This is a genomic window from Erwinia sp. PME.40.26/001, assembly GCF_055556675.1.
In genome coordinates, this window is the sequence record NZ_JBVHNP010000001.1 from 496,180 (window position 1) to 517,551 (window position 21,372).

The 21,372-nt window shown below is 59.5% G+C and carries 16 protein-coding genes; 12 read left to right on the forward strand and 4 right to left on the reverse strand.

Annotated features, from left to right (window positions below; all coding sequences use genetic code 11):
- Nucleotides 1-174: 174 nt before the first annotated feature.
- Nucleotides 175-1,407 (reverse strand): peptidase T, encoded by a 1,233-nt coding sequence (pepT, locus tag ACZ3HG_RS02620; RefSeq protein ID WP_465331704.1) that lies wholly within the window; start codon nt 1,405-1,407, stop codon nt 175-177.
- A gap of 127 nt (nt 1,408-1,534) precedes the next feature.
- Between pepT and ACZ3HG_RS02625 the strand changes: the two genes are divergently transcribed.
- Nucleotides 1,535-3,127: an ABC transporter substrate-binding protein gene (locus ACZ3HG_RS02625; RefSeq protein WP_191935934.1), complete on the forward strand. Its 1,593-nt coding sequence runs from the start codon at nt 1,535-1,537 to the stop codon at nt 3,125-3,127.
- Nucleotides 3,128-3,182: 55 nt separating this feature from the next.
- Here the strand turns inward: ACZ3HG_RS02625 and ACZ3HG_RS02630 are convergent, their stop codons facing one another.
- A complete protein-coding gene (locus ACZ3HG_RS02630) occupies nt 3,183-4,106 on the reverse strand; it encodes a LysR family transcriptional regulator (RefSeq protein ID WP_465331705.1) in 924 nt (307 codons plus the stop codon).
- A gap of 161 nt (nt 4,107-4,267) precedes the next feature.
- On the opposite strand from ACZ3HG_RS02630, the gene ACZ3HG_RS02635 reads away from it, so the two are divergent.
- On the forward strand, nt 4,268-5,692 hold the full coding sequence (locus ACZ3HG_RS02635) for a M20 family metallopeptidase (protein WP_465331707.1): 1,425 nt from the start codon (nt 4,268-4,270) through the stop codon (nt 5,690-5,692).
- Nucleotides 5,689-6,960: an MFS transporter gene (locus ACZ3HG_RS02640; protein WP_465331709.1), complete on the forward strand. Its 1,272-nt coding sequence runs from the start codon at nt 5,689-5,691 to the stop codon at nt 6,958-6,960. Before ACZ3HG_RS02635 ends, ACZ3HG_RS02640 begins: the two co-directional genes overlap by 4 nt.
- A gap of 43 nt (nt 6,961-7,003) precedes the next feature.
- On the opposite strand, the gene ACZ3HG_RS02645 is transcribed toward ACZ3HG_RS02640, so the two are convergent.
- Together ACZ3HG_RS02645 and ACZ3HG_RS02650 are read right to left on the reverse strand one after the other, a co-directional pair.
- Complete coding sequence (locus ACZ3HG_RS02645; protein ID WP_465331710.1) at nt 7,004-8,044, reverse strand: acyltransferase family protein; 1,041 nt, start codon at nt 8,042-8,044, stop codon at nt 7,004-7,006.
- 457 nt (nt 8,045-8,501) lie between these two features.
- Nucleotides 8,502-10,403, reverse strand: a complete 1,902-nt coding sequence (locus tag ACZ3HG_RS02650; RefSeq protein ID WP_465331712.1) for an aliphatic sulfonate ABC transporter substrate-binding protein — start codon at nt 10,401-10,403, stop codon at nt 8,502-8,504.
- Between the two features lie 278 nt (nt 10,404-10,681).
- On the opposite strand from ACZ3HG_RS02650, the gene ssuD reads away from it, so the two are divergent.
- From ssuD to ACZ3HG_RS02695, 9 genes are all read left to right on the forward strand, one after another.
- The gene (gene ssuD / locus ACZ3HG_RS02655) at nt 10,682-11,854 is read left to right on the forward strand and encodes an FMNH2-dependent alkanesulfonate monooxygenase (protein WP_465331714.1); all 1,173 of its coding nucleotides are present in this window, start codon (nt 10,682-10,684) and stop codon (nt 11,852-11,854) included.
- 10 nt (nt 11,855-11,864) lie between these two features.
- Nucleotides 11,865-12,956 (forward strand): dimethylsulfone monooxygenase SfnG, encoded by a 1,092-nt coding sequence (sfnG, locus tag ACZ3HG_RS02660; protein WP_465331716.1) that lies wholly within the window; start codon nt 11,865-11,867, stop codon nt 12,954-12,956.
- Complete coding sequence (locus ACZ3HG_RS02665; RefSeq protein WP_465331718.1) at nt 12,949-14,340, forward strand: FAD/NAD(P)-binding protein; 1,392 nt, start codon at nt 12,949-12,951, stop codon at nt 14,338-14,340. The genes sfnG and ACZ3HG_RS02665 overlap by 8 nt, the downstream gene beginning before the upstream one ends.
- Before the next feature lie 85 nt (nt 14,341-14,425).
- On the forward strand, nt 14,426-15,832 hold the full coding sequence (locus ACZ3HG_RS02670) for an LLM class flavin-dependent oxidoreductase (RefSeq protein WP_191932297.1): 1,407 nt from the start codon (nt 14,426-14,428) through the stop codon (nt 15,830-15,832).
- The gene (locus ACZ3HG_RS02675; protein ID WP_465331720.1) at nt 15,829-16,842 is read left to right on the forward strand and encodes a methionine ABC transporter ATP-binding protein; all 1,014 of its coding nucleotides are present in this window, start codon (nt 15,829-15,831) and stop codon (nt 16,840-16,842) included. Before ACZ3HG_RS02670 ends, ACZ3HG_RS02675 begins: the two co-directional genes overlap by 4 nt.
- Entirely contained in the window at nt 16,839-17,543 is a 705-nt protein-coding gene (locus ACZ3HG_RS02680; RefSeq protein ID WP_191932299.1) for a methionine ABC transporter permease, read from the forward strand. Before ACZ3HG_RS02675 ends, ACZ3HG_RS02680 begins: the two co-directional genes overlap by 4 nt.
- A complete protein-coding gene (locus ACZ3HG_RS02685) occupies nt 17,540-18,415 on the forward strand; it encodes a MetQ/NlpA family ABC transporter substrate-binding protein (RefSeq protein ID WP_465331722.1) in 876 nt (291 codons plus the stop codon). The genes ACZ3HG_RS02680 and ACZ3HG_RS02685 overlap by 4 nt, the downstream gene beginning before the upstream one ends.
- Nucleotides 18,416-18,693: 278 nt before the next feature.
- Nucleotides 18,694-20,157, forward strand: a complete 1,464-nt coding sequence (locus ACZ3HG_RS02690) for an MFS transporter (RefSeq protein ID WP_465331724.1) — start codon at nt 18,694-18,696, stop codon at nt 20,155-20,157.
- Nucleotides 20,150-21,355: an acyl-CoA dehydrogenase family protein gene (locus ACZ3HG_RS02695; protein ID WP_465331726.1), complete on the forward strand. Its 1,206-nt coding sequence runs from the start codon at nt 20,150-20,152 to the stop codon at nt 21,353-21,355. The genes ACZ3HG_RS02690 and ACZ3HG_RS02695 overlap by 8 nt, the downstream gene beginning before the upstream one ends.
- Nucleotides 21,356-21,372 lie beyond the last annotated feature (17 nt).

The following is a 21,372-nucleotide window of genomic DNA, read 5'->3' on the forward strand; positions in this document are numbered from 1 at the left end:
GTAAGCCGGACGTCACGCGACAGGACGTCGCGTGCCGAGGCCCGCAGGGATGCGGACTTTGCCGATCCGGCGTGCTCAAACTGGCCTCAGACCTGAAGCCAAACTGTCAGCCACAAAAAAAGGGGATCCTTCAGCCCCACGGAAGGTCGTATTTCCCGGTAAGCCCACTAGAAATTACTCCGCTGCCAGCAGGCAGATTTTCTCAGCCAGCTGGTAAGACTTCACAAAGGACGGGATCGGCAGGAACTCAAACTTTGAGTGGAAATTATGCGCGCCAGTAAAGAAGTTCGGCGTTAATAACCCTTTTGCAGACAGCGCTGCACCATCCGTGCCGCCGCGCATCGGGATCACCTTCGGTTCAATATCCAGCTGTTTCATCGCGGCAAAAATCAGGTCAATCGGGCGTTTATCGGCGCCAATCGCGTTGCTGATATTGCTGTAGGTATCCGAAATACTGACCTCCACCTTGCCTGTTGGATACGCCTGGCGAATGATTTCCGCCACCTGATGCATCTGCTGTTTACGTTGCTCAAAGCTTGCGAGATCGAAATCACGAATCGAGGCCTTCAGGCGCGTTTCGCTGGCGTTGGCCTGCATATCATTAAACCAGGTGTAACCTTCACGTCCGGCAGTATGTTCCGGCGTCTGCTGGCGATCAAAGTGGCCGATAAAGTCCCAGGCCATCAGCAGCGGGTTCACCAGCACGCCTTTGCCTGACATCGGGTGGGCGGTAACGCCCGTCAGGATGATCTCAGCGGCGGCGGCATTGAAGTTCTCATACACCACTTCGCCCAGTTCGCAGCAGTCGATGGTATAAGCAAAGTCCACATCAAAGCGCGTCTTCAGATCCAGTGCTTTCGCGCCGCGCAGGCCGATCTCTTCATCCGGCACAAACGCCACCACAATATCGCCGTGCGGCTGCGCATCGCTCAGATTTTCCATCAGCGTCATCACCACCGTCACGGCGGCTTTATTGTCGGCACCCAGCACGCTGGTACCATCGCTGAAAATAATGTCCTGCCCATGATAAGCGGCGATCTCCGGGTGTTGCGCCTGGCGCAGCCAGATGTCCTGTTCTGCATTCAGGCACAGATCTTCGCCCTCGAAGCGCAGGGTCTGCGGGTGAATATGCGGCGAGAGGCCGACATCCACGGTATCAATATGGGTGATAAAACCGATACATGGGGCACCGGGGCGATTGCCGGGTTTCACCGCCGTTACCGTAGCAAACTCATCGATAACCACTTTCTGCAGGCCGAGCTGGCGCAGTTCGTCAGCCAGCAGCCTGGCCATCTCATGCTGTTCCGGGGTGCTGGGCAGGACGGTGGCCGCCGCATCACTCTGGCTGGTAACGGCCAGATAGCGATAAAAACGTTGAGTAAGCTGGCGTGCCAGTGAATCTGTCATAAGCTTTCCTTATTTGTCTCGGACGGCATGATTTCGGTAATGTGCGAAATCATGTTATTCATGAATGGGTTATTTACAGGTTTACGCACCACCCCCTGATAATGTCAAATAAAAAGCGAGGATGGAGATGAAGAAAGCGGTATTACGCACGGTACTGGCGGCTCTGGCGCTGACCGTCGCGTCAGCGGTTTCAGCGAAGACGCTGGTGTTCTGCTCTGAGGGATCGCCAGAAAACTTTAACCCGCAGCTGTACACCTCCGGCACCAGCGTCGACGCCAGCGCGGTACCGGTTTATAACCGCCTGGTCGACTTTACGCCCGGTACCACCACACTGATCCCGTCACTGGCGGAAAGCTGGGAGATCAGCCCCGATGGCACCGTCTACACCTTCCACCTGCGCAAGGGCGTGAAGTTCCACAGTAATAAAAACTACACGCCGACGCGAGATTTTAACGCTGACGATGTGATCTTCTCGTTTATGCGCCAGAAAGATCCGGCCAACCCATATCACAAGGTCTCGAACGGCAGCTACACCAACTTTGAAAGCCTGGAGTTTGGTACCCTGCTGAAAGGCATCGATAAAATCGACGATCACACCGTGCGCTTTACCCTGGCTCATGCTGAAGCGCCGTTCCTTGCCGACCTGGGCTGGTATTTTGCCTCGATCCTCTCGGCAGAATATGCCGATGCCATGCTGAAAGCCGGCACGCCGGAAAAAGTCGACCGGGAACCGATTGGCACCGGGCCGTTTGAACTGGCCCAGTATCAAAAAGATTCCCGCATTCTGTTCCGCGCCTTCCCGGGATACTGGCAGGGGAAAGCGAAGCTCGACCGTCTGATCTTCACCATCACGCCGGATGCCTCGGTGCGTGCGGCCAAGCTGGAAAAGAACGAATGTCAGGTGATGCCGTTCCCGAATCCTGCCGATCTCAAGCGCCTTGAGGCCAACCCCAATATCACCATGATGCATAAGGCCGGGCTGAATACCGGTTTCCTGGCGTTTAACACCCAGAAAGCCCCGCTTAACAACGTCAAAGTGCGCCAGGCGCTGAGCATGGCCATTAACAAGCCCGCGATTATTGAAGCGGTATTCCAGGGCACCGGTACGGCGGCCAAAAACCTGCTACCGCCGGGCGTGTGGAGCGCGGATCAGGATCTGAAAGACTATGATTACGCCCCGGAACAGGCCAAAGCACTGCTGAAAGAGGCGGGCATCGCCCCGGGTACCACCATCGATCTGTGGGCGATGCCGGTACAGCGTCCTTATAATCCGAACGCGCGTCGTATGGCAGAGATGATCCAGGCGGACTGGGCGAAGGTGGGCATTAAAGCCAACATCGTCAGCTTCGAATGGGGCGAATATCTCTCAAGGGTGAAAAACGGCGAGCACCAGGCCGCGCTGATGGGCTGGACAACGGCGACAGGGGACCCGGATAACTTCTTCGGCCCGCTGTTTAGCTGCACCTCTGCTAACGGCGGTTCTAACTCGTCTAAGTGGTGCTATGCGCCGTTTGATAAGCTGATCACCGCCGCCCGCGCCGAGCAGGATCATGACAAGCGCGTCGTGATGTATCGCGAAGCGCAGCAGATCATGCATGACCAGGCCCCGGCGGTGATGATAGCGCACTCGACCATTTTCGAACCGGTGCGTAAAGAGGTAACCGGATACGAAGTGGATCCGTTTGGCAAACACATCTTCTATCAGGTGGAGATGAAATAAAAAACCCAGGTTGCCCCCGTCGGGGGCGACCTTTTCCCGCCCGCCGCGTGCCCTGTCAAAACGCGAAGACCGCCCTGATGCTGTCATCCTTTTGCTTTAATTCCTGCCGGACAAATTCCAGAAAAAGCGACAGCGCCGGGCCCGGCTTGCGGCCAATAGCGGTCTGTACCTGTAACGAGCGCTGACTGAGCTGGTCGGCACCCACTGACTTCAGTACCAGGCCATGCTCCACCGCCTGGTACATCACCGTAAACTGGCTGCAAATGGTGATCGCCGCCGGGGTCTGCAGCAGGAAGGTATACAGCGTGCTGAAGTTATTGCAGGTCAGCGCCGGTTCAACAAAGGTGCCGGTCATGCGGCAGGAGAGGTCGAACAGCTGCCGTACCGTGGTCCCGGCATCCGGCAGCGCCAGCGGATAAGCGTTCAGGTCACTGAGCTGCACCTGCTGCTCTGCCAGCGGATGGTCCTGCTGCATCACCAGCAGTACCGGCGCGGGCCAGGCGGCGACCACTTCCACCCCGCGCTCCGGGTACAGGCTGAACTGAAAGGCCACATCACATTCGCCCCGGCGCATGATCTCCGCCACCTCCAGCGCGCTGGCGACCGTCAGATGAAAGCTGACGCCCGGGTGCAGCAGACGAAACTGCGTGAACAGCACCGGCAGCAGGCTGAATGCCATGCCGTCGGTACAGGCGACGCGCAGTGCGGTGCGCCGGATGGCCTTCAGTCCTTTGATCTCCGCAATGGCATGCTCCATATCCATCATGCTCTTGCGCACGTGGTTTTCGAAAATCTGCCCGGCATCATTCAGCACCATCCCGCGCGCGTGCCGCTCAAACAGCGGCGCGCCGACCCGCGCTTCCAGCCGCTGGATCTGCCGGCTGATGGCGGAAACCGCCACAAACAGCTGCTGGCTGGCGGCACTGAGCGAGCCGCTGTTGGCGACGGCAAGAAAATAGCGGATCTCACTGCTGTGCATCGGTCTGCCTCCTGGGGGTGCATGTTCACTTATCGTGCAGCGGAGCGTTGCTTTTACGGCAAGGCCAGTTTGATTATTTGATAATTGTGGCAAGGCAGGATTCTAGCTTAAAACGGAGTGGCAAAGACAAAAAACACACATCATAAAAATGGACAGACACAATGACAGGTGAACAGGCGGTAGCGCAGGCCACGGCGTACTTCGACAGTGGCGAATTCAAACGGGTGCTGGCACGCCGGGTGGCGATGCGCAGTGAGAGCCAGCGGGAGGATCGCGATCAGGTGATCCAGGCCTATCTGGATGAGGAGATGGTTCCGGCGATGCAGGCGCTGGGCTTTTCCACCGAACAGATTGAGAATGTCCAGGCCCCGCGCCGTCCGTTTCTGCTGGCCACCCGTATTGAAGACCCCGCGCTGCCGACGGTACTGTGCTACGGCCACGGTGACGTGGTGTTTGGCGACGATGAAAACTGGCGCAGCGGTCTGACCCCGTGGACCCTGGTCGAAGAGGGCGACCGCTGGTACGCCCGGGGCAGCGCGGACAACAAAGGCCAGCATTCGGTCAATATCGCTGCGCTGGAGCAGGTGGTGGCCGCACGCGGCGGACGTCTGGGCTTTAACTGCAAGTTCCTGTTTGAAATGGGCGAAGAGATCAGCTCGCCCGGCCTGGCGGAACTGTGTCAGCACCACGGCGAGCGGTTAAAGGCCGATATTTTTATTGCCTCTGACGGCCCCCGCCTCAACGCGGTGCGCCCGACGCTGTTCCTCGGCTCACGCGGGGCGGTCAACTTCCGCCTCAGCATCCACGCCCGCGACCGGGATTATCACTCCGGCAACTGGGGGGGACTGCTGACCAACCCCGGTACTCAGCTGGCGAATGCGCTGGCCTGCCTGGTCAGCCAGCAGGGGCAGTTGCAGGTGGACGCGCTGAAGCCGCCCGCCATCAGTGCGGCAGTGAAATCCATCCTGAGCGATATCGAAGTGGGTGATGAAAATGGCCCGCAGATTGATCCTGACTGGGGCGAAGCAGGGCTGACGCCGACCGAGCGCCTTTACGGCTGGAACACGCTGGAGGTGCTCTCCATGCTGACCGGCAATCCAGCCCGACCGATGAACGCCATTCCCGGCAGTGCCACGGCGGTATGCCAGCTGCGGTTTGTGGTGGGGACCGACTGGGAAAATATTGCCACGCACCTGCGTAAACACCTCGATGCTCACGGTTTCCCGCAGGTCGCAGTCGAGGTACTGCGCGGTTCGCCAGCCACGCGGCTGGACCCGCGCGATCCGCTGGTTGACTGGGCGCTGGCGGTCATCGCCAGTACCAGCGGGAAAAAACCGGCGCTGCTGCCGAACCTGGGCGGCTCGCTGCCGAATGATGTTTTTGCTCACACCCTCGGCCTGCCAACGCTGTGGATCCCGCACTCCTATCCGGCCTGCGGGCAGCACGCGGTTGACGAACATATGCTCAAGTCCATCGCCCGGGAAGGATTACAGATCATGACCCGACTGTTTTGGGATTTAGGCGAGCAGGGTACTACGCTGCTCGCCCGTCACCGTGCGCACCGCGCACAGGGGGAAGGCCAGTGAGCCAGATTATTCAGCCACAGCAGGCGGTAACCCCGAACCTGTATAAAACCCTGTTTGCTACCTGCATTGGTAATGCGCTGGAGTGGTTTGATATTGCCGTTTACGGCTTTTTCGCCAGCTATATTGCCCATGCGTTTTTCCCAACGCAGGACACGTCGGTGTCGCTGCTGCTGACCTTCGGCAGTTTTGGCGTCTCCTTCCTGATCCGTCCGCTGGGTGCCGTGGTGCTCGGAGCCTATGCGGACCGGGTGGGGCGCAAAAAAGCGCTGCTGATGTCGATCACCCTGATGATGCTGGGTGGACTGATGATTACCGTGATGCCGTCCTACGCCAGCATCGGCCTGCTGGCACCGGTATTAATCCTGCTGGCACGCCTGATCCAGGGGTTCTCAGCCGGGGGAGAGTTCGGCAGCTCGACGGCCTTCCTGGTGGAACATTTTCCGCAGCGCCGGGCATTTATCGCCAGCTGGCAGTTTGCTACCCAGGGGGCCAGCACGCTGATGGCCTCGGCGTTTGGCCTCGGCCTGACCGCGTGGCTGACGGAAGCGCAGATCCAGGACTGGGGATGGCGCATTCCCTTTGCCTTTGGCCTGCTGATTGGCCCGGTTGGCTTATATATTCGCCGCCATGTCCATGAGCCTGCCAGCTTCGTCGCCCAGCCGAAATCCCACGCGCCGCTGAAGGATTTGATGGGTCGGCAGAAAACGCTGCTGCTGCTGGCGATGGGGTTGATGGTGATCTCGACGGGCGTGAACTACATGCTGAACTATGTGCCCACCTATGCGACGAAAACCCTGCATCTCCCGGGTTCAGCCGCCTTTACCGCGACGCTGGTGGCCGGGATCATTTTGACGGTGGTCACGCCGCTGATGGGGCTGTGGGCGGAAAAAGTGGGGCGTGTGCCGCTGATGTGGGGATCGCTTATCCTGCTGGCGCTGACCATCTATCCGGCCTTCAGAATGGTGGCCAATAACACCACACCGACCACGCTGATCCTGCTGGTGGGCTGGATGGCGCTGTTGAAGTCGGTTTACTTCTCAACCGTGCCGTCGATGATGGCCGATCTGTTCCCGATGAGTACGCGGGCCAGCGGCATGGCGATCAGCTATAACGTGGCGGTGACGATTTTTGGCGGTTTCGCGCCGCTGATCTGTACGCTGCTGATCAGCATGACCGGCTCCAGCCTGGCCCCCAGCTACTATCTGATGCTGCTGGCGGTGTTCAGTGCGGTGGCGTTGTTTAACAGTCAGCGACGGGTAGGGCGATAAGCAACCCCTGTGGCCGGATTATCCGGCCACAGGGGTTTCCGTGCTAGCTGGCCTTAAAGCGCAAGGCCAGGGTGGCGCGTTTTTCAATCAGCCAGTAAATCAGATAGCCGACCACCGCCGACGCTGCCGTTAACACCAGCATCGCCAGATACTGCGTGGCGGTACTGGCCGAAGGCAGCAGGACGTGCAACACCTTCTCCAGCGCCCCCATAAACAGGCGGTGGCAGAGATAGATGGAATACGATGCCAGGCCAATGCCGGTCATCAGCCGCGTCAGGCTTGTCTGTCGCTGTGAGGCAAACTCCAGGCCGGTCAGCATAAAGAAAGCGAGCGTCAGAACCAGTAACTGCAGGAAGCCCTGTAACCACAGCGTGGAAACCGCCAGCAGCGCGACAATCAGCGTCAGCGACAGGGCGCTGTGGGCATAGCGCTGACGCAGACGTTTTTGCAGCATAAAGCAGGCAATGCCGCTGAGGAAGTAGAGCATGATATTGTCGGTATAAAACTGGAAATAAGGCTGTTGCGAATGACCGGATGCGCCCAGCGCTATTAAGACGAAAATAGTGAGGAAAATAAAGGTCATCCCACTGCGGCGGCGGAACATCATGCCAATAGCAAAGATCAGGTAGAACAGCATTTCATAACACAATGTCCAGCCTACGGATAATACCGGGGTCAGCGTGCCCAGCTCTTTTATATATACTGACGGTATAAATAACAGCGACAGAATATCATCCAGCGGGGTTAATACCGTTGCCGGGAACCAACCCGGATTAACGACCCAGGCCATAATAGTGGCCAGCGTAAATAAGTAATACATCGGTAAGATCCGTACCAGCCGTTTTTTGACAAACAGCCCCATCTTACCCTGGCCGAAGTCCTCCCAGTGTACGCAGGCCATCAGGTAGCCACTGATCATAAAGAACAGATAGACGCCCAGTTTTCCAATAGCCCCCCCATAGCCAAATAAGCCGGAAAAAAAGCCCGTACTTAATTTTCCTGCAAAACTTTCCGCATGACAGACGACAACCAGCATACAGGCAACTGCCCGCAGATAGGTAATCGACAGGATAGAGTTTTTCACCGCCAACCTCCGTGGATTTTTATGTGTCCAGGAATCAATTAATAGCAAGGATGTAAAATTAAAATAGCCAGAATAAAATAAAAGCAAAGAGAGGCCGTTCACAGCCAATTTATAAGTCTGCTATAGGGAAAGATCCCATGGTGTTTTAATGCGCGAACATATCACGGTGCAAGACTGCCCGGGATGTAACGACGAATGAACTTTACTCCAGCGTAAAGGTAATTCCAAATGTAAACAGAGGCGCAACAGTTATTTAGGAATTAACCGCTGTGTTATGGATAATCGTGTTCTCTTGCTGCTGCGGATTCATCAGTTTATTTGATGTTAAGAGTGATCCCGCCTTTACGTTATCTTTCTGATTTTTAACAACTCGCTGCGGTCGGATGGCCCTGTTCCCGCCGGGCACACGCAGAAGTGGTCATTTTGTCTCAGCAGATCAGCCTAAAATGCTCCCCGGTTATGTCACGCCGGGTTCATGCCAGACGGCCTCCCTGACGTTGATGGCTCTGGGCAGCAAGCCCAGCGCGAAGAAACGGTCAGCAATGGTCTGCTGGGCGCGGATCACGGTCAGATCCATGCGCCGGGTCTGATGACTGCGGCGGAGAAGCGCATGTGAGAGCGCCTGCGGCGACAGCCCCAGTTCGGCAGCCAGCAGCGCGGCGGCTTCCGCGCGGTTTGCATCAATATAATTTCCGGTATCGGCCAGTGCGGCCAGTAGGGGATGCAGCAGATCGGCAGAGTTAGCGGCAAAGTCGCGGTGCGCGAGATAAAACTGATGGTTACTGACCCGTCCCCGGCCGTCAGCAATGACCCGCAGCTGACCATCCTGCTCGGCATCGCTGAGCAGCGGATCCCACATCATCCAGGCATCGACCGCATGGTAATCGCTGGGCGTCAGGGGATATTTGGGCGGAGCATACAGCACACGCACGTCATTCAGCGTCATCCCGGCCTCGTCCAGCATCTGCACCAGCAGATAGTGGACGTTTGATCCTTTGTTTACAGCGATACGCTTTCCGCGTAAGTCAGCCAGCGTCTGTACCGGGCTGTCCTGCGCCACCAGCAGGGCTACGCTCTGCGGGGCAGCAGGCTCCCAGGCCACATACCGCAGCGCACTGTTTCCCGCCTGGGCGAATACCGGCGGCACTTCGCCGGTCGTACCGAAGTCGATTTCACCATTATCCAGCGCATGGAGCAGCTGCGGCCCGGCCGGAAACTCACTCCACAGTACGCTGACGCCGCGATGGGCGAAGAGGGTTTCAAGGCTCTGCCGCGCTTTCAGAACGCCCAGGTTGCCAAACTTCTGGTAGCCGATGCGCAGTTCACGATCCTGCACGGCATCGCGGGTGGGTTCGCGCCGCCCCGGTGTGGCCAGGCTGCGCCGGGCTTTGATCAGCCCCAGATGGCCAAGATGCGTGCGCAGTGTGTTCCTGCTGATCCCCAGCAGGGCCGCCGTCTGCAGCTGATTATCACCGCACAGCGCGAAGGCGTTACGCACCAGCGCGTCGACCATCCGCTGATACAACGGCCCCTCGTCGCTCTGCAACTGCTGCAGGATAAACGTATCCAGCGCCCGCTCTCCCGCAGGCTGCCGTTCAGCAATAGCGGGGTTGAGCCTGAGCTGATGCGGCGAGATCAGCGACTCCCTGCTCAGCAGGACGGCATTATGCAGCGTGTTTTCCAGCTCGCGGATGTTGCCCGGCCAGGCATACTCCATCAGCGTGGCAAGGCTTTCTTCACTGAGCCGCAGCTGCGGCCGGCCCAGGCGGCGGGCATAGAGCGTCAGGAAGTGGTCAGCCAGCACGGGAATGTCTTCACGCCGCTGGCGCAGCGGCGGCAGGGTGACGGCGGCCACGTTAAGGCGGTAGAAGAGATCTTCGCGAAAGCGGCGTTCATGGATCGCATGGGCCAGGTCAACGTGCGTGGCGGCAATGACCCGTACATTGACCTTCACCGGGCGGCGGGAACCCACGCGGGTGACTTCACGTTCCTGTAAAACGCGCAGCAGCTTTACCTGTAACGGCAGACTGAGCTCGCCGATCTCATCAAGCAGCAGGGTGCCGCCTTCTGCGGCCTCAAACCAGCCCTGATGGCGCTCGGCCGCGCCGGTAAATGCCCCTTTTTCATGTCCGAACAGTTCCGACTCCGCCAGGCTTTCGGTCAGCGCGCCGCAGTTGACGGCAACGAACGGCTGCCCGCGACGCAGGCTGTGGTGATGCAGATAACGGGCGACAACTTCCTTACCCGTGCCGGTTTCACCGACGATCAGCACGGTGGCATCGGTCGGTGCCAGCCGATCCAGTACGCTCTGAAAAGCCAGAGAAGCCGGGTCAATCAGTAACGGGCCGGGATGCGTCATGATGTCCTTCCTGCACGGAGTATAAGGGACGAAAAGCGTATCCTGGCAACGCACCCGTGGCGAGGGGGTGAACGCCCTGTTTGCTGCAAATCCAACAGTATCCGGTCAGTACCTGCTGCTTATGCAGCAGCGACGGTCGGCGGGGAGTAAATTCAAGCTATTGATTTGTAGTGATTTTAATCAGAAAAATGATTGGCACGCTTCCTGCTAGTGTCTTTATAACCAAAGCGAAAGTTTCTAACGACTAAATTCAGATATAGTTATATAGGAAGCGGATAATGAGCGAGTCAGCACAGGACAATATCAACGTATTCTGGTTTCTTCCGACCCACGGGGACGGACGCTATCTCGGCACCACTGAAGGCGGTCGCCCGGTCGATCTACCCTATCTGCAGCAGGTGGCGCTGGCCGCCGACAACCTCGGCTATTACGGCGTGCTGATCCCCACCGGTAAAAGCTGTGAAGATGCCTGGCTGGTCGCCGCCGCGCTGGCACCGATCACCAAACGGCTGCGCTATCTGGTTGCCGTTCGTCCTGGCCTGCAGCCGCCCAGCCTGGCCGCCCGCATGGCTGCCACTCTCGATCGCCTTTCCGAAGGGCGGCTGCTGATCAACGTGGTGACAGGGGGGGACCCGGTGGAAAATAAAGGGGATGGCATTTTCCTCAGTCATGCCGACCGCTATCAGGTAACCCGGGAGTTTCTGGAGGTCTATACCCGGCTGCTGAAAGGGGAAAAAGTCGACTTCCACGGTGAGCATATCCGCGTCGAGGGGGCCGAGATCCTCTTCCCTCCGGTGCAGCCAGACGGGCCGCCGCTCTATTTTGGCGGTTCATCCGATGAGGCCATCGATGTGGCAGCAGATCAGATTGATACCTACCTCACCTGGGGGGAGCCGGTGGAACAGGTAGCGGAAAAACTGGCGGTGGTGCGCCAGCGTGCCGAACAACGCGGCCGTCAGCTCAGTTACGGCATCCGGCTACATGTGATCGTGCGCGAAACAGAAGAGGAGGCGTGGGCGGCGGCCGACCGTCTGATTGCCCACCTCGATGAGGAGACGATTGCGGCGGCACAGACCATTTTTGCCCGTATGGACTCAACCGGGCAGGCGCGAATGAGCGCGCTGCACAGCGGTTCCCGCGACAGTCTGCGCATTGGGCCCAACCTGTGGGCCGGGGTAGGCCTGGTGCGTGGCGGAGCCGGTACGGCGCTGGTGGGCAGCCCGCAGCAGGTCGCGGACCGCATCCGTGAATACCAGGCGCTGGGGATTGATAACTTTATTTTGTCGGGTTATCCGCATCTGGAAGAGGCACACCGCTTTGCCGAGCTGGTGATGCCGCTGCTGCCGCTGGCGTCGAACCGCGACCCACGTCAGCGCACGATCAATACCGGGCCGTTTGGTGAAACCATCGGCGGCGATCGCCGTCCGGTTAACCCTGCAAGTAACCGCTGAGGAAGAGACGATGAGCCAACATCCGATACAATTTGCCTACTGGGTGCCGAACGTTTCTGGCGGCCTGGTGATCAGCCATATCCCTCAGCGCACCAGCTGGGACGTTGAATACAATCGTAAGCTGGCGCAGATAGCTGAAAAAGCCGGGTTCGACTATGCCCTGACGCAGATCCGCTTTACCGCAGGCTACGGGGCGGATAACCAGCATGAGTCGGTCAGTTTTTCACAGGCGCTGCTGGGGGCAACGGAAAAACTGAAGGTGATTGCGGCGCTGCTGCCGGGGCCGTGGAATCCGACGCTGGCCGCCAAACAGATTGCCACCATCAGCCACCTGTCCGGGGCGCGCATCGCCGTCAATATTGTCAGCGGCTGGTTTCGCGGCGAGTTCAAAGCGATTGGCGAACCGTGGCTGGATCATGATGAGCGCTACCGGCGCTCAGAAGAGTTTATCCGCTGCCTGCGCGGCATCTGGCAGGAGGACGTGTTTAACTTCGCCGGGGATTTCTATCGCTACCGCGACTATTCCCTGAAACCCAAGCCGCTGGATCCACAGCCCGAAATCTTCCAGGGCGGCAGCTCCCGCGCGGCGCGGGATATGGCGGCGCGCGTGTCCGACTGGTACTTCACCAACGGCAATACGCCGGAGGGCATTCGCCTGCAGGTGGAAGACATCCGGCAGAAAGCGGCAGAGAACCGGCATCAGGTGAAAGTGGGCGTTAACGGCTTTGTGATTGCCCGCGACAGCGAGCAGGAAGCGCAGCAGGTACTGCAACAGATCCTCGACCAGGCCAACCCGGATGCGGTAAAAGGGTTCCGGGACGAAGTCAAAAATGCTGGCAGTGCCTCGCCGGAAGGGGAAGGTAACTGGGCGAAATCGACGCTGGAGGATCTGGTGCAGTATAACGACGGGTTTAAAACCAATCTTATCGGTACGCCGTTACAGATTGCCCGGCGCATTGTCGCGCTGAAAGCGTCTGGCGTCAGCCTGATGCTGCTGGGCTTTCTGCATTTTCAGGAAGAGGTTGAATTCTTTGGCCGCGAGGTGATCCCCCTGGTGCGCGAGCTGGAGCAGCAGCAGCAGCGGGAGCAGAGCCATGGCTGAACGTCATATCGTTATCGTCGGCGGCGGCTTTACCGGCACCGCAGTGGCCATCCATCTGGCCAGGCTCGGTCACGCCGGGCTGACGGTGACGGTGATAGAACCGCGTTCTCAGCTGGCGCGCGGCGTGGCTTACGGTACCCGGGACCCGTCGCACCGCATCAACGTGCCTGCTGACCGTATGCAGCTGTCGGCGGCAGAAAAGGGTGATTTTGACCGCTGGTTCCGTGCTTCTCCGGCCTGTCAGTCTGACCCGGAAGCGCGCTGGCACGATGGCAGCGTCTATCCCCAGCGCGGGCAGTTCGGTGCGTATGTCGCAGAACGCTTCGCCCGTGAGCAGCTGCACTCGCCGGTGCGGCTGCACCATCTCTGCGACCGTGCCGTGGCACTGGAGCACGGGGTGGTGCACACGGCCCTGGGGAAACGACTGCATGCGGACGCGGTGGTACTGGCGATCAGTCATCCGCCCCCGGCCGTGCCACGGGCAGTGGCCCTGGCGCTGGAAGGCCATGCGGGCCTGATTGCTGACCCGTGGCGGCAGGATGCCCTTGCCGGGATCGGCCCCGGTGAACGGGTGGCGATCATGGGCAGCGGGCTGAGTATGTCAGACGTGGTGGCAACGTTACACCGTCACGGGCACCGGGGGCCGGTGGTGGCGTTCTCCCGCCGTGGTCTGCTGCCACGCCCCAATCTTAGTGGCCCCTTTGACCCCCGGCCACTGGAATATACTCACAACGACCCGGTCACTGTGCTGGCGTGGCTGCGCCGCATTCGCCGCGAGGTCGCGGATGCCGCAGGCCAGGGCCTGCCGTGGCAGCGGGTGCTGGATGATATCCGTCTGAACGCTCAGCGCATCTGGCAGGCGCTGCCGCTGAAGGAACAGCAGCGTTTTCTGCGCCACCTGCGCCCGTGGTGGGACGTCCATCGTTACCGCATCGCGCCGCAGGTCAGCGCCGTGCTGGCCCAGCAGCAGCAGTGCGGTCAGCTGCGCGTGCTGGCCGCACGCCTGACGTCCGTCGCGGCGGCCGGGGGTGAAATCGTACTGCGCCTGCAGCCGCGCGCGGGGGAGGCACAACGCCTGACGGTTGACCGCCTGATCATCACTACTGGCCCGGCACACGGCGGGCTGCTGCACAGCGATGCGCTGCTGCATCAGCTGGCCTCCGCAGGCGTGGTGCGGGCCGATCCGCTGGGGCTGGGCATTCAGATTAATGCCCGGTCGCAAACATTGCGGGCCGATGGCCAGGCCAATCCTCATCTGTATGTCGCCGGCCCTGCCGCCCGCGCTTATTTTGGCGAACTGATGGGGCTGCCGCAGGTGGCCGAGCATGCCGAAAACGTCGCCCGGCAGCTGCTGGGGGCAGAGGCGGAGCGATGTCCCGCCTGATGCCATAACGCCACGTTAATCCCCTGATAAAACATTTCCTGCAGCGGGCGGGCTGGATCCGGCCGTGTAAAATTCGGAGCGTACTATGTCTTCACAACGAGAAATTCGCCTCAATGCTTTTGATATGAACTGCGTCGGCCACCAGTCGCCGGGCCTGTGGGCGCATCCGCGCGATCGCTCCTGGGAGTATAAAGACCTCAGCTACTGGACCGATCTGGCCCGGCTGCTGGAGCGCGGCAGGTTCGACGGCCTGTTTATTGCCGACGTGCTGGGCGTCTATGACGTGCTGAATGGCGATAACGCCGCCGCGATCCGCAATGCCACCCAGGTCCCGGTGAATGACCCCCTGGCGTTGATCACGCCGATGGCGATGGTCACCGAGCACCTCGGATTCGGTCTGACCGCCTCACTGTCGTTTGAGCACCCCTATCCCTTTGCCCGCCGCCTGTCGACGCTCGATCATCTGACTCGCGGGCGCATTGGCTGGAATATTGTCACCTCCTATCTGGAAAGCGGCGCACGCAATATCGGCCATCAGTCGCAGACCGATCACGACGCCCGCTACGACTACGCCGACGAATACCTGCAGGTGGTGTACAAACTGCTGGAGGGCAGCTGGGAGGACGGGGCGATCCTGCGCGACCGCGAGCGCCGCATCTTCAGCGACCCGACGAAGATCCACCCGGTGAACCATCAGGGCACGTTTTTCCAGGTGCCGGGCATTCACCTGTGCGAACCCTCGCCGCAGCGTACGCCGGTGCTGTATCAGGCCGGGGCCTCCAGCCGGGGTAAACAGTTTGCCGCCGGACATGCTGAATGCGTATTTGTCGCCGCGCCGTCAAAGGTACTGCTGAAAAAAACCGTGGCGGATATTCGCCAGCGTGCTGCAGCGGCCGGGCGTGACCCGCGCAGCATCCTGATCTTTAACCTGCAGACGGTGATTGTTGATGAGACGGATAAAGCGGCGCAGGCCAAATGGCAGGAGTACAAAAGTTACGTCAGCTATGAGGGCGCGCTGGCGCTGATCTCCGGCTGGACCGGCATTGACTTTGGTCAGTACCAGCCCGATCAGGTTCTGAAGCATCTGCACACCAACGCCATTCAGTCGGCGGTTGAGACTTTCTCCACGGCCGACCCCGACCGCCAGTGGACGGTACAGGCGCTGGCTGACTGGGTGGGGATCGGTGGGTTTGGTCCGCTGCTGGTGGGCAGCGCGCAGACCGTGGCCGATGAGCTGCAAAGCTGGGTTGATGAGACCGACGTTGACGGTTTTAACCTGGCCTACGCGGTGACGCATGAAACCTTCAGCGACGTGGTGACGCATCTGATCCCGGAGTTGCAAAAGCGCGGCGTGTACAAAAAAGAGTACCAGCCGGGAACCCTGCGCGAAAAGCTGTTCGGCCGTGGCCCGCGGCTGGAAGTGCCGCACCCCGGAGCGACTTATCGTCGTACCGAATCACTCACGACCGCGAAAGACGGGGTGACGCCATGATAGAGATTGACGGGCTGCATAAACACTATCAGGGAGCCGACGGCCGCAGAACGGAGGTGCTGAAGGGGATTTCGCTGACGGTGCCCGCCGCATCCATCACGGCGGTGGTGGGGCCGAGCGGTGCCGGGAAGTCGACGCTGGCCAGATGTATCAGCCTGCTGGAGCGACCGGATGCCGGCAGCATCCGCGTCAACGGTGAGGATCTGTCGCGCCTCTCTGGTGCTGCACTGCGGCGGGAAAGGCGCGCTATCGGGACGGTATTTCAGTCATCCGCGCTGCTGCAGCGTAAAACCGCCTGGCAGAACGTGGCCCTGCCGCTGGAGTGGCTGGGCGTGGTGCCGGGGCAGATCCAGCGGCATGTCGGCGAGCTGCTGGACAGCGTCGGGCTGTCGGATAAAGCACATCATTACCCGGCACAGCTCTCGGGTGGCCAGCGTCAGCGCGTTGGCATTGCGCGCGCCCTGGCGCTGAAGCCTGCCGTGCTGCTGGCCGATGAAGCGACGTCAGGGCTGGATCCTCAGGCGACCGGGGCGATCCTGCAACTGCTGAAACAGTTACGGCAGCAGTTTGGCCTGGCGATCGTGTTGATCACCCATGAAATGGATGTGGTGCGCAGCGCCGCCGATGCCGTGGCGGAAATCCGCGACGGCCGGCTGGTGCAGCACGGGGCGCTGCACCAGTTGCTCAGTACCCCAGACTCTTCGCTTTCTGCCCAGCTGTTCCCACTGCGCCCGCTTCAGGGGCGCGGCGACCTGCTGCTGGGTCTGACCTGTGCGCCCCCGCTGGCCACCGACTGGATCAGTCAGCTGAGCGTTCACTATGACGTGCAGGTGGATCTGCTGGCGGCACACCTGGAAGAGGTGTCAGGGCAGCTGGCGGGCCGGATGCAGATCGCGGTGCGCTTTAACCAGCGCCCGCTGAACCCGCAGATGCTGATCGACGCGCTGGCCGTCATGGGCATCCGGGCACAGATTATTGCAGAGCGTCCCCGCTTACAGGAGGCCGGATGAAAGCCGTTGATGTCATCAGCCAGGACACTCCCTGGAACGAGATCCATCTGCTGATGCTGCCTGCCTACGGCGAAACCTGGCTGATGGTCGGCATCGTGATGCTGTTTGTCATCAGCCTGGGCGGAACGCTGGGCGTGGTGTTGTTCAATACCTCTCGTGGCGGGCTGTTCCCGCAGCCGGGGCTGAACCGCAGCCTGAGCTGGCTGGTGAATATCGGCCGTTCTCTGCCATTCCTGGTACTGATGGCCGCGATCATTCCGTTCACCTTCTGGCTAACCGGTACCACTATCGGTATTCCGGCGGCCGTGATCCCGATGATTGTTGCCGGTACGCCCTTCTTTGCCCGGCTGGTGGAAAATGCGCTGCGCGAGCTGCCCGCTGACGTCACAGCGGTCGGACTGGTTTCCGGCGGCTCACGCTGGCAGGTGATCGCGGGCGCGCAGCTGAGTGAAGCGCTGCCCGCGATTGTCGCCGCCATTACCCTCAATGTGATCTCGATGATCGAATATTCCGCGATTGCCGGCACGATTGGCGCGGGTGGTATCGGCTATCTGGCGGTGGTCTATGGCTACCAGCGTTTCGACAACCACATCATGATCGCCACCATCCTGGTGCTGATCGGCACTATTCAGCTCATTCAGTTTACTGGCGACCGCGTGGTTGCCGCACTTCAACACGGGCAGGGGAAAGACGCATCATGACGCAGCCGAATTTTGAACTGAAAAAGAAGAAAGCCTGGCGCTGGCCGGCAGGGATACTGGCTATTGTGCTGATCGGCGCGGGAGTCGGGTATTTCACCTTCCAGCAGCGACACAGCGTAACTTTTGGCACCACGCTAAAAGTTCACTATGAACCGGCGATGGCGGGAGAACAGCGCCTGATTGACTATGTGGGCCAGCATATCGCCCCGGATTATGGCATCAGGCTGGAAGCGGTCGGACTACAGGATCCGGTGCAGGCCGACCGGGCAGTGGCTGAAGGACAGTACGCCGCCACGGTTTATCAGCATCAGTGGTGGCTGAAGCAGGTGGTGGAGGCCAATAAATTCGCTCTGACCCCAACCCTGCCGCTGTTCCAGTGGGCATTTGGCATTTACTCGGATCGCTACGCGTCAGTTGCCGATTTACCCGACGGGGCGGTCATTGTCGTGCCGAACGACGGCGCTAACCAGGCCCAGGCGCTGTGGCTGTTGCAGCGCATCGGACTGATTGGTCTTAATCCGGCGGTCGAGCCGCGAACGGCAAAACTGAAAGATATAAAAGAGAATCCGCATCACTTCGCTTTTAAAGAACTCGATCTGTTAACCATGCCGCGCGCCTTAAATTCGGTGGATGCCGCTATTGGTTATGTGGCTCAGTTTGATGCCGGGAAAGTTTCCCGCAGTAAAGGCATATTATTCCCGCCTGCGCCGAAGACGTTTGCCTCGCAGTTGGTGATTGGCACACCTTATTTAAATGATGAAAATATTATCAAATTAAAAAAGGCATTTGCCGACCCACGTGTTCAGCAGTGGTTGAAAGAAACGCGCGATCCGCTAGTACAGGGGGTGCTGGTTCCCGTGTCATTAAAATGAAAATACTTTAATTTATTATAATTCAATAGGTTGCGTTCACCTGGTGATGCAGGTTTTAGCCGGCTTATTTATTTCAGTGTCGAGCTGTTCATATTCCTCCCCTCTGTCGGTGGCAGGGGGTATTTGCGTTATTTTATTATGAGGGTGGTTATATTCATCGCTAAAGGCTTATGACGTTATTGCACAATCAAATCATTTTTCCTTGTTTGTTATGATACACCATTCTCTTTATAACCGTTGTGTTGTCAGTCATTAAAATAATATGAGATGGGGATAATATGAGTACATTAAATATTGACGATGGCATGGCATTACCGCCATCCGATTCAACACCGGTTCGATCCGTCAGTGATGTCGCCAGGTTGATTAATTCCAGCACGCGTAAAAACAGTTATGCGCGTTGGATTGTTTTTCTGGCGCTGGGCGGCGTATTTCTCGACGCCTACGATCTGACCACGCTGTCATACGGTATTGACGATGTGGTGAAAGAGTTCGGTCTGACGCCAGCCATTACCGGGCTGGTCACTTCATCGATCATGATCGGCACTATCGCCGGCAACCTGCTGGGCGGCTGGCTGACCGATAAATACGGTCGCTACTCGGTATTTATGGCCGATATGCTGTTCTTCGTGGTCTCCGCTATCGCCGCCGGGCTGGCACCCAATGTCTGGGTATTGATCGGGGCACGGTTTCTGATGGGGATTGGCGTCGGCATCGATCTGCCGGTCGCTATGGCCTACCTGGCTGAATTCTCAAAATTCAGCGGTAAGGGCAACAAAGCCGCGCGACTGGCGGCCTGGTGTCCGATGTGGTACGCCGCGTCATCCGCCTGTTTCTTTATTATTTTTGCGCTCTATTTTCTGCTGCCTGCAGAACACGCTGACTGGCTGTGGCGCGCCTCGCTGCTGTTTGGCGCGGTCCCTGCACTGCTGATCATTGCGGTACGCAGCAAATTTATGAATGAATCCCCGCTGTGGGCCGCAAATCAGGGAGACCTGAAGGGGGCCGCCCGCATTCTGCGCGACGCCTACGGCATCACCGCCCACGCTGCAGAACCGGACGCGCAGGCACCGGTAAAACCTGCGGCCCCCAAAGTCAGTTTTCGCGTGCTGTTCCAGAAACCGTACCGCGAACGCACGCTGGTCACTGCCGTAATGAATATCTGTATCTCGTTTGAATACACCGCGATTGCTTTTTTCCTGCCGTCGATCCTCGCCCGGTTCCTCGGTGCCGGCGTATTTGAAACCCTGTCGGCGTCGCTGGGGCTGAATGCGCTGTTTGCCTTTACCGGTGGCCTGCTGGGGATGCGGCTGGCGTGGAAGTATCCGTCGCGTCACGTGGCCATTGCCGGTTTTGGCCTGCAGTTTATTGCCCTGATTTCGCTGGCGCTGGTGGGGCACCCGACGGCCGCCGCCGGGGTGGTGTTCGCCATCCTGATGCTCGGCCTGTGGCTGTTTGCCGAGGGCTTTGGCCCGGGGGCACAGATGATGATCTATCCGGCTCTCTCTTACCCGACCCATATTCGTGCTACCGGCGTCGGCTTTGGCCGCTCGCTGTCCGGCGTTGGCAGTGCGCTGGCTTTGTTTATTCTGCCGATTTTGCAGGCCACCTTTGGTACCAATATGTTCTGGATTGTCTCGCTGGCCGCGATTATTCCGATTATTTTCCTGCTGGCGGTCCGCTTCGAGCCGACCCGGCAGGACATCGATGACCCCGCTGAAAATGGAGATGCCCATGTCTGAACTGCCCCCTGATTACCCAATCCTTGCTGCCCGTTTCCGCCCGGTATTTGACCGCATTGCCGCCGGGGCGGTGGCGCGTGAAGTGAACCGTACTCTGCCGCTGGAGCCTGTCCGCTGGCTGAAGGAGGCCGGGTTTGGCACGCTGCGCATCCCCCAGTCGCAGGGGGGCTTTGGCGTCACGCTGCCGCAGCTTTTCCAGCTGCTGACGGAACTGGCCGAAGCCGATTCTAATCTGCCGCAGGCGCTGCGGGCCCATTTCGCCTTTGTCGAAGACCGGCTGAATCAGCCGGACAGCGAAGGGCGGCAACGCTGGTTTCGCCGCTTTGCCGACGGAGAGCTGGTGGGCAGTGGCTGGACGGAGATCGGCAACCTCAGGCTGGGCAAGGTGGTGACGCGCGTCTCACCGACGGACAGCGGCTGGCAGCTGTCCGGTGAGAAGTTTTACAGCACCGGCACCCTGTATGCGGACTGGATCGACGTTTACGCGCAGCGGGAAGACAATGGCCGTGACGTGATCGCGCTGGTCAGCACCCATCAGCAGGAAGTGGAACGAGAGGATGACTGGGACGGCTTCGGCCAGCGGCTGACCGGCAGCGGAACAACCCGTTTCCGCCAGGCGCAGGTGGAGCAGGCCCACGTGTATGACTTCAGCGAACGTTTTCGTTATCAGACTGCGTTTTATCAGCATGTTTTACTGGCCACCCTGGCCGGGATTGGCCGGGCGGTGAAGCGTGATGCGGCCGCAGGCGTCGCCAGCCGCAGGCGGATCTACAGCCACGGCAATGCCACCCAGGTGAAAAACGACGTACAGGTCTTGCAGGTGGTCGGGCAGATCTCCAGCTGGGCGTATGCGGTGGAAGCCAGCGTACAGCAGGCCACCCACGCGCTGCAGTATGCTTACGAGGTGCATGACAGTGCTGATGAGGCGCTGATCCGCCAGGCCAACGTGCGGGCTGAACTGGCGTCAGCGCAGGCGCAGGTGATTGCCAGCGAGCTGATCCCACGGGCGGCCAGTGAGCTGTTTAACGCACTGGGCGCGTCGGACACCCGTACCAGTAAGGCGCTGGATCGGCACTGGCGCAACGCGCGCACCGTGGCATCCCATAACCCGGTGATTTATAAAACGCGCAACGTCGGAGACTGGGAGGTTAACGGCACGGATCCGACGTTTATCTGGCAGATTGGCAACGGGGAGTAAGGCCCCCGGCCGTGCGC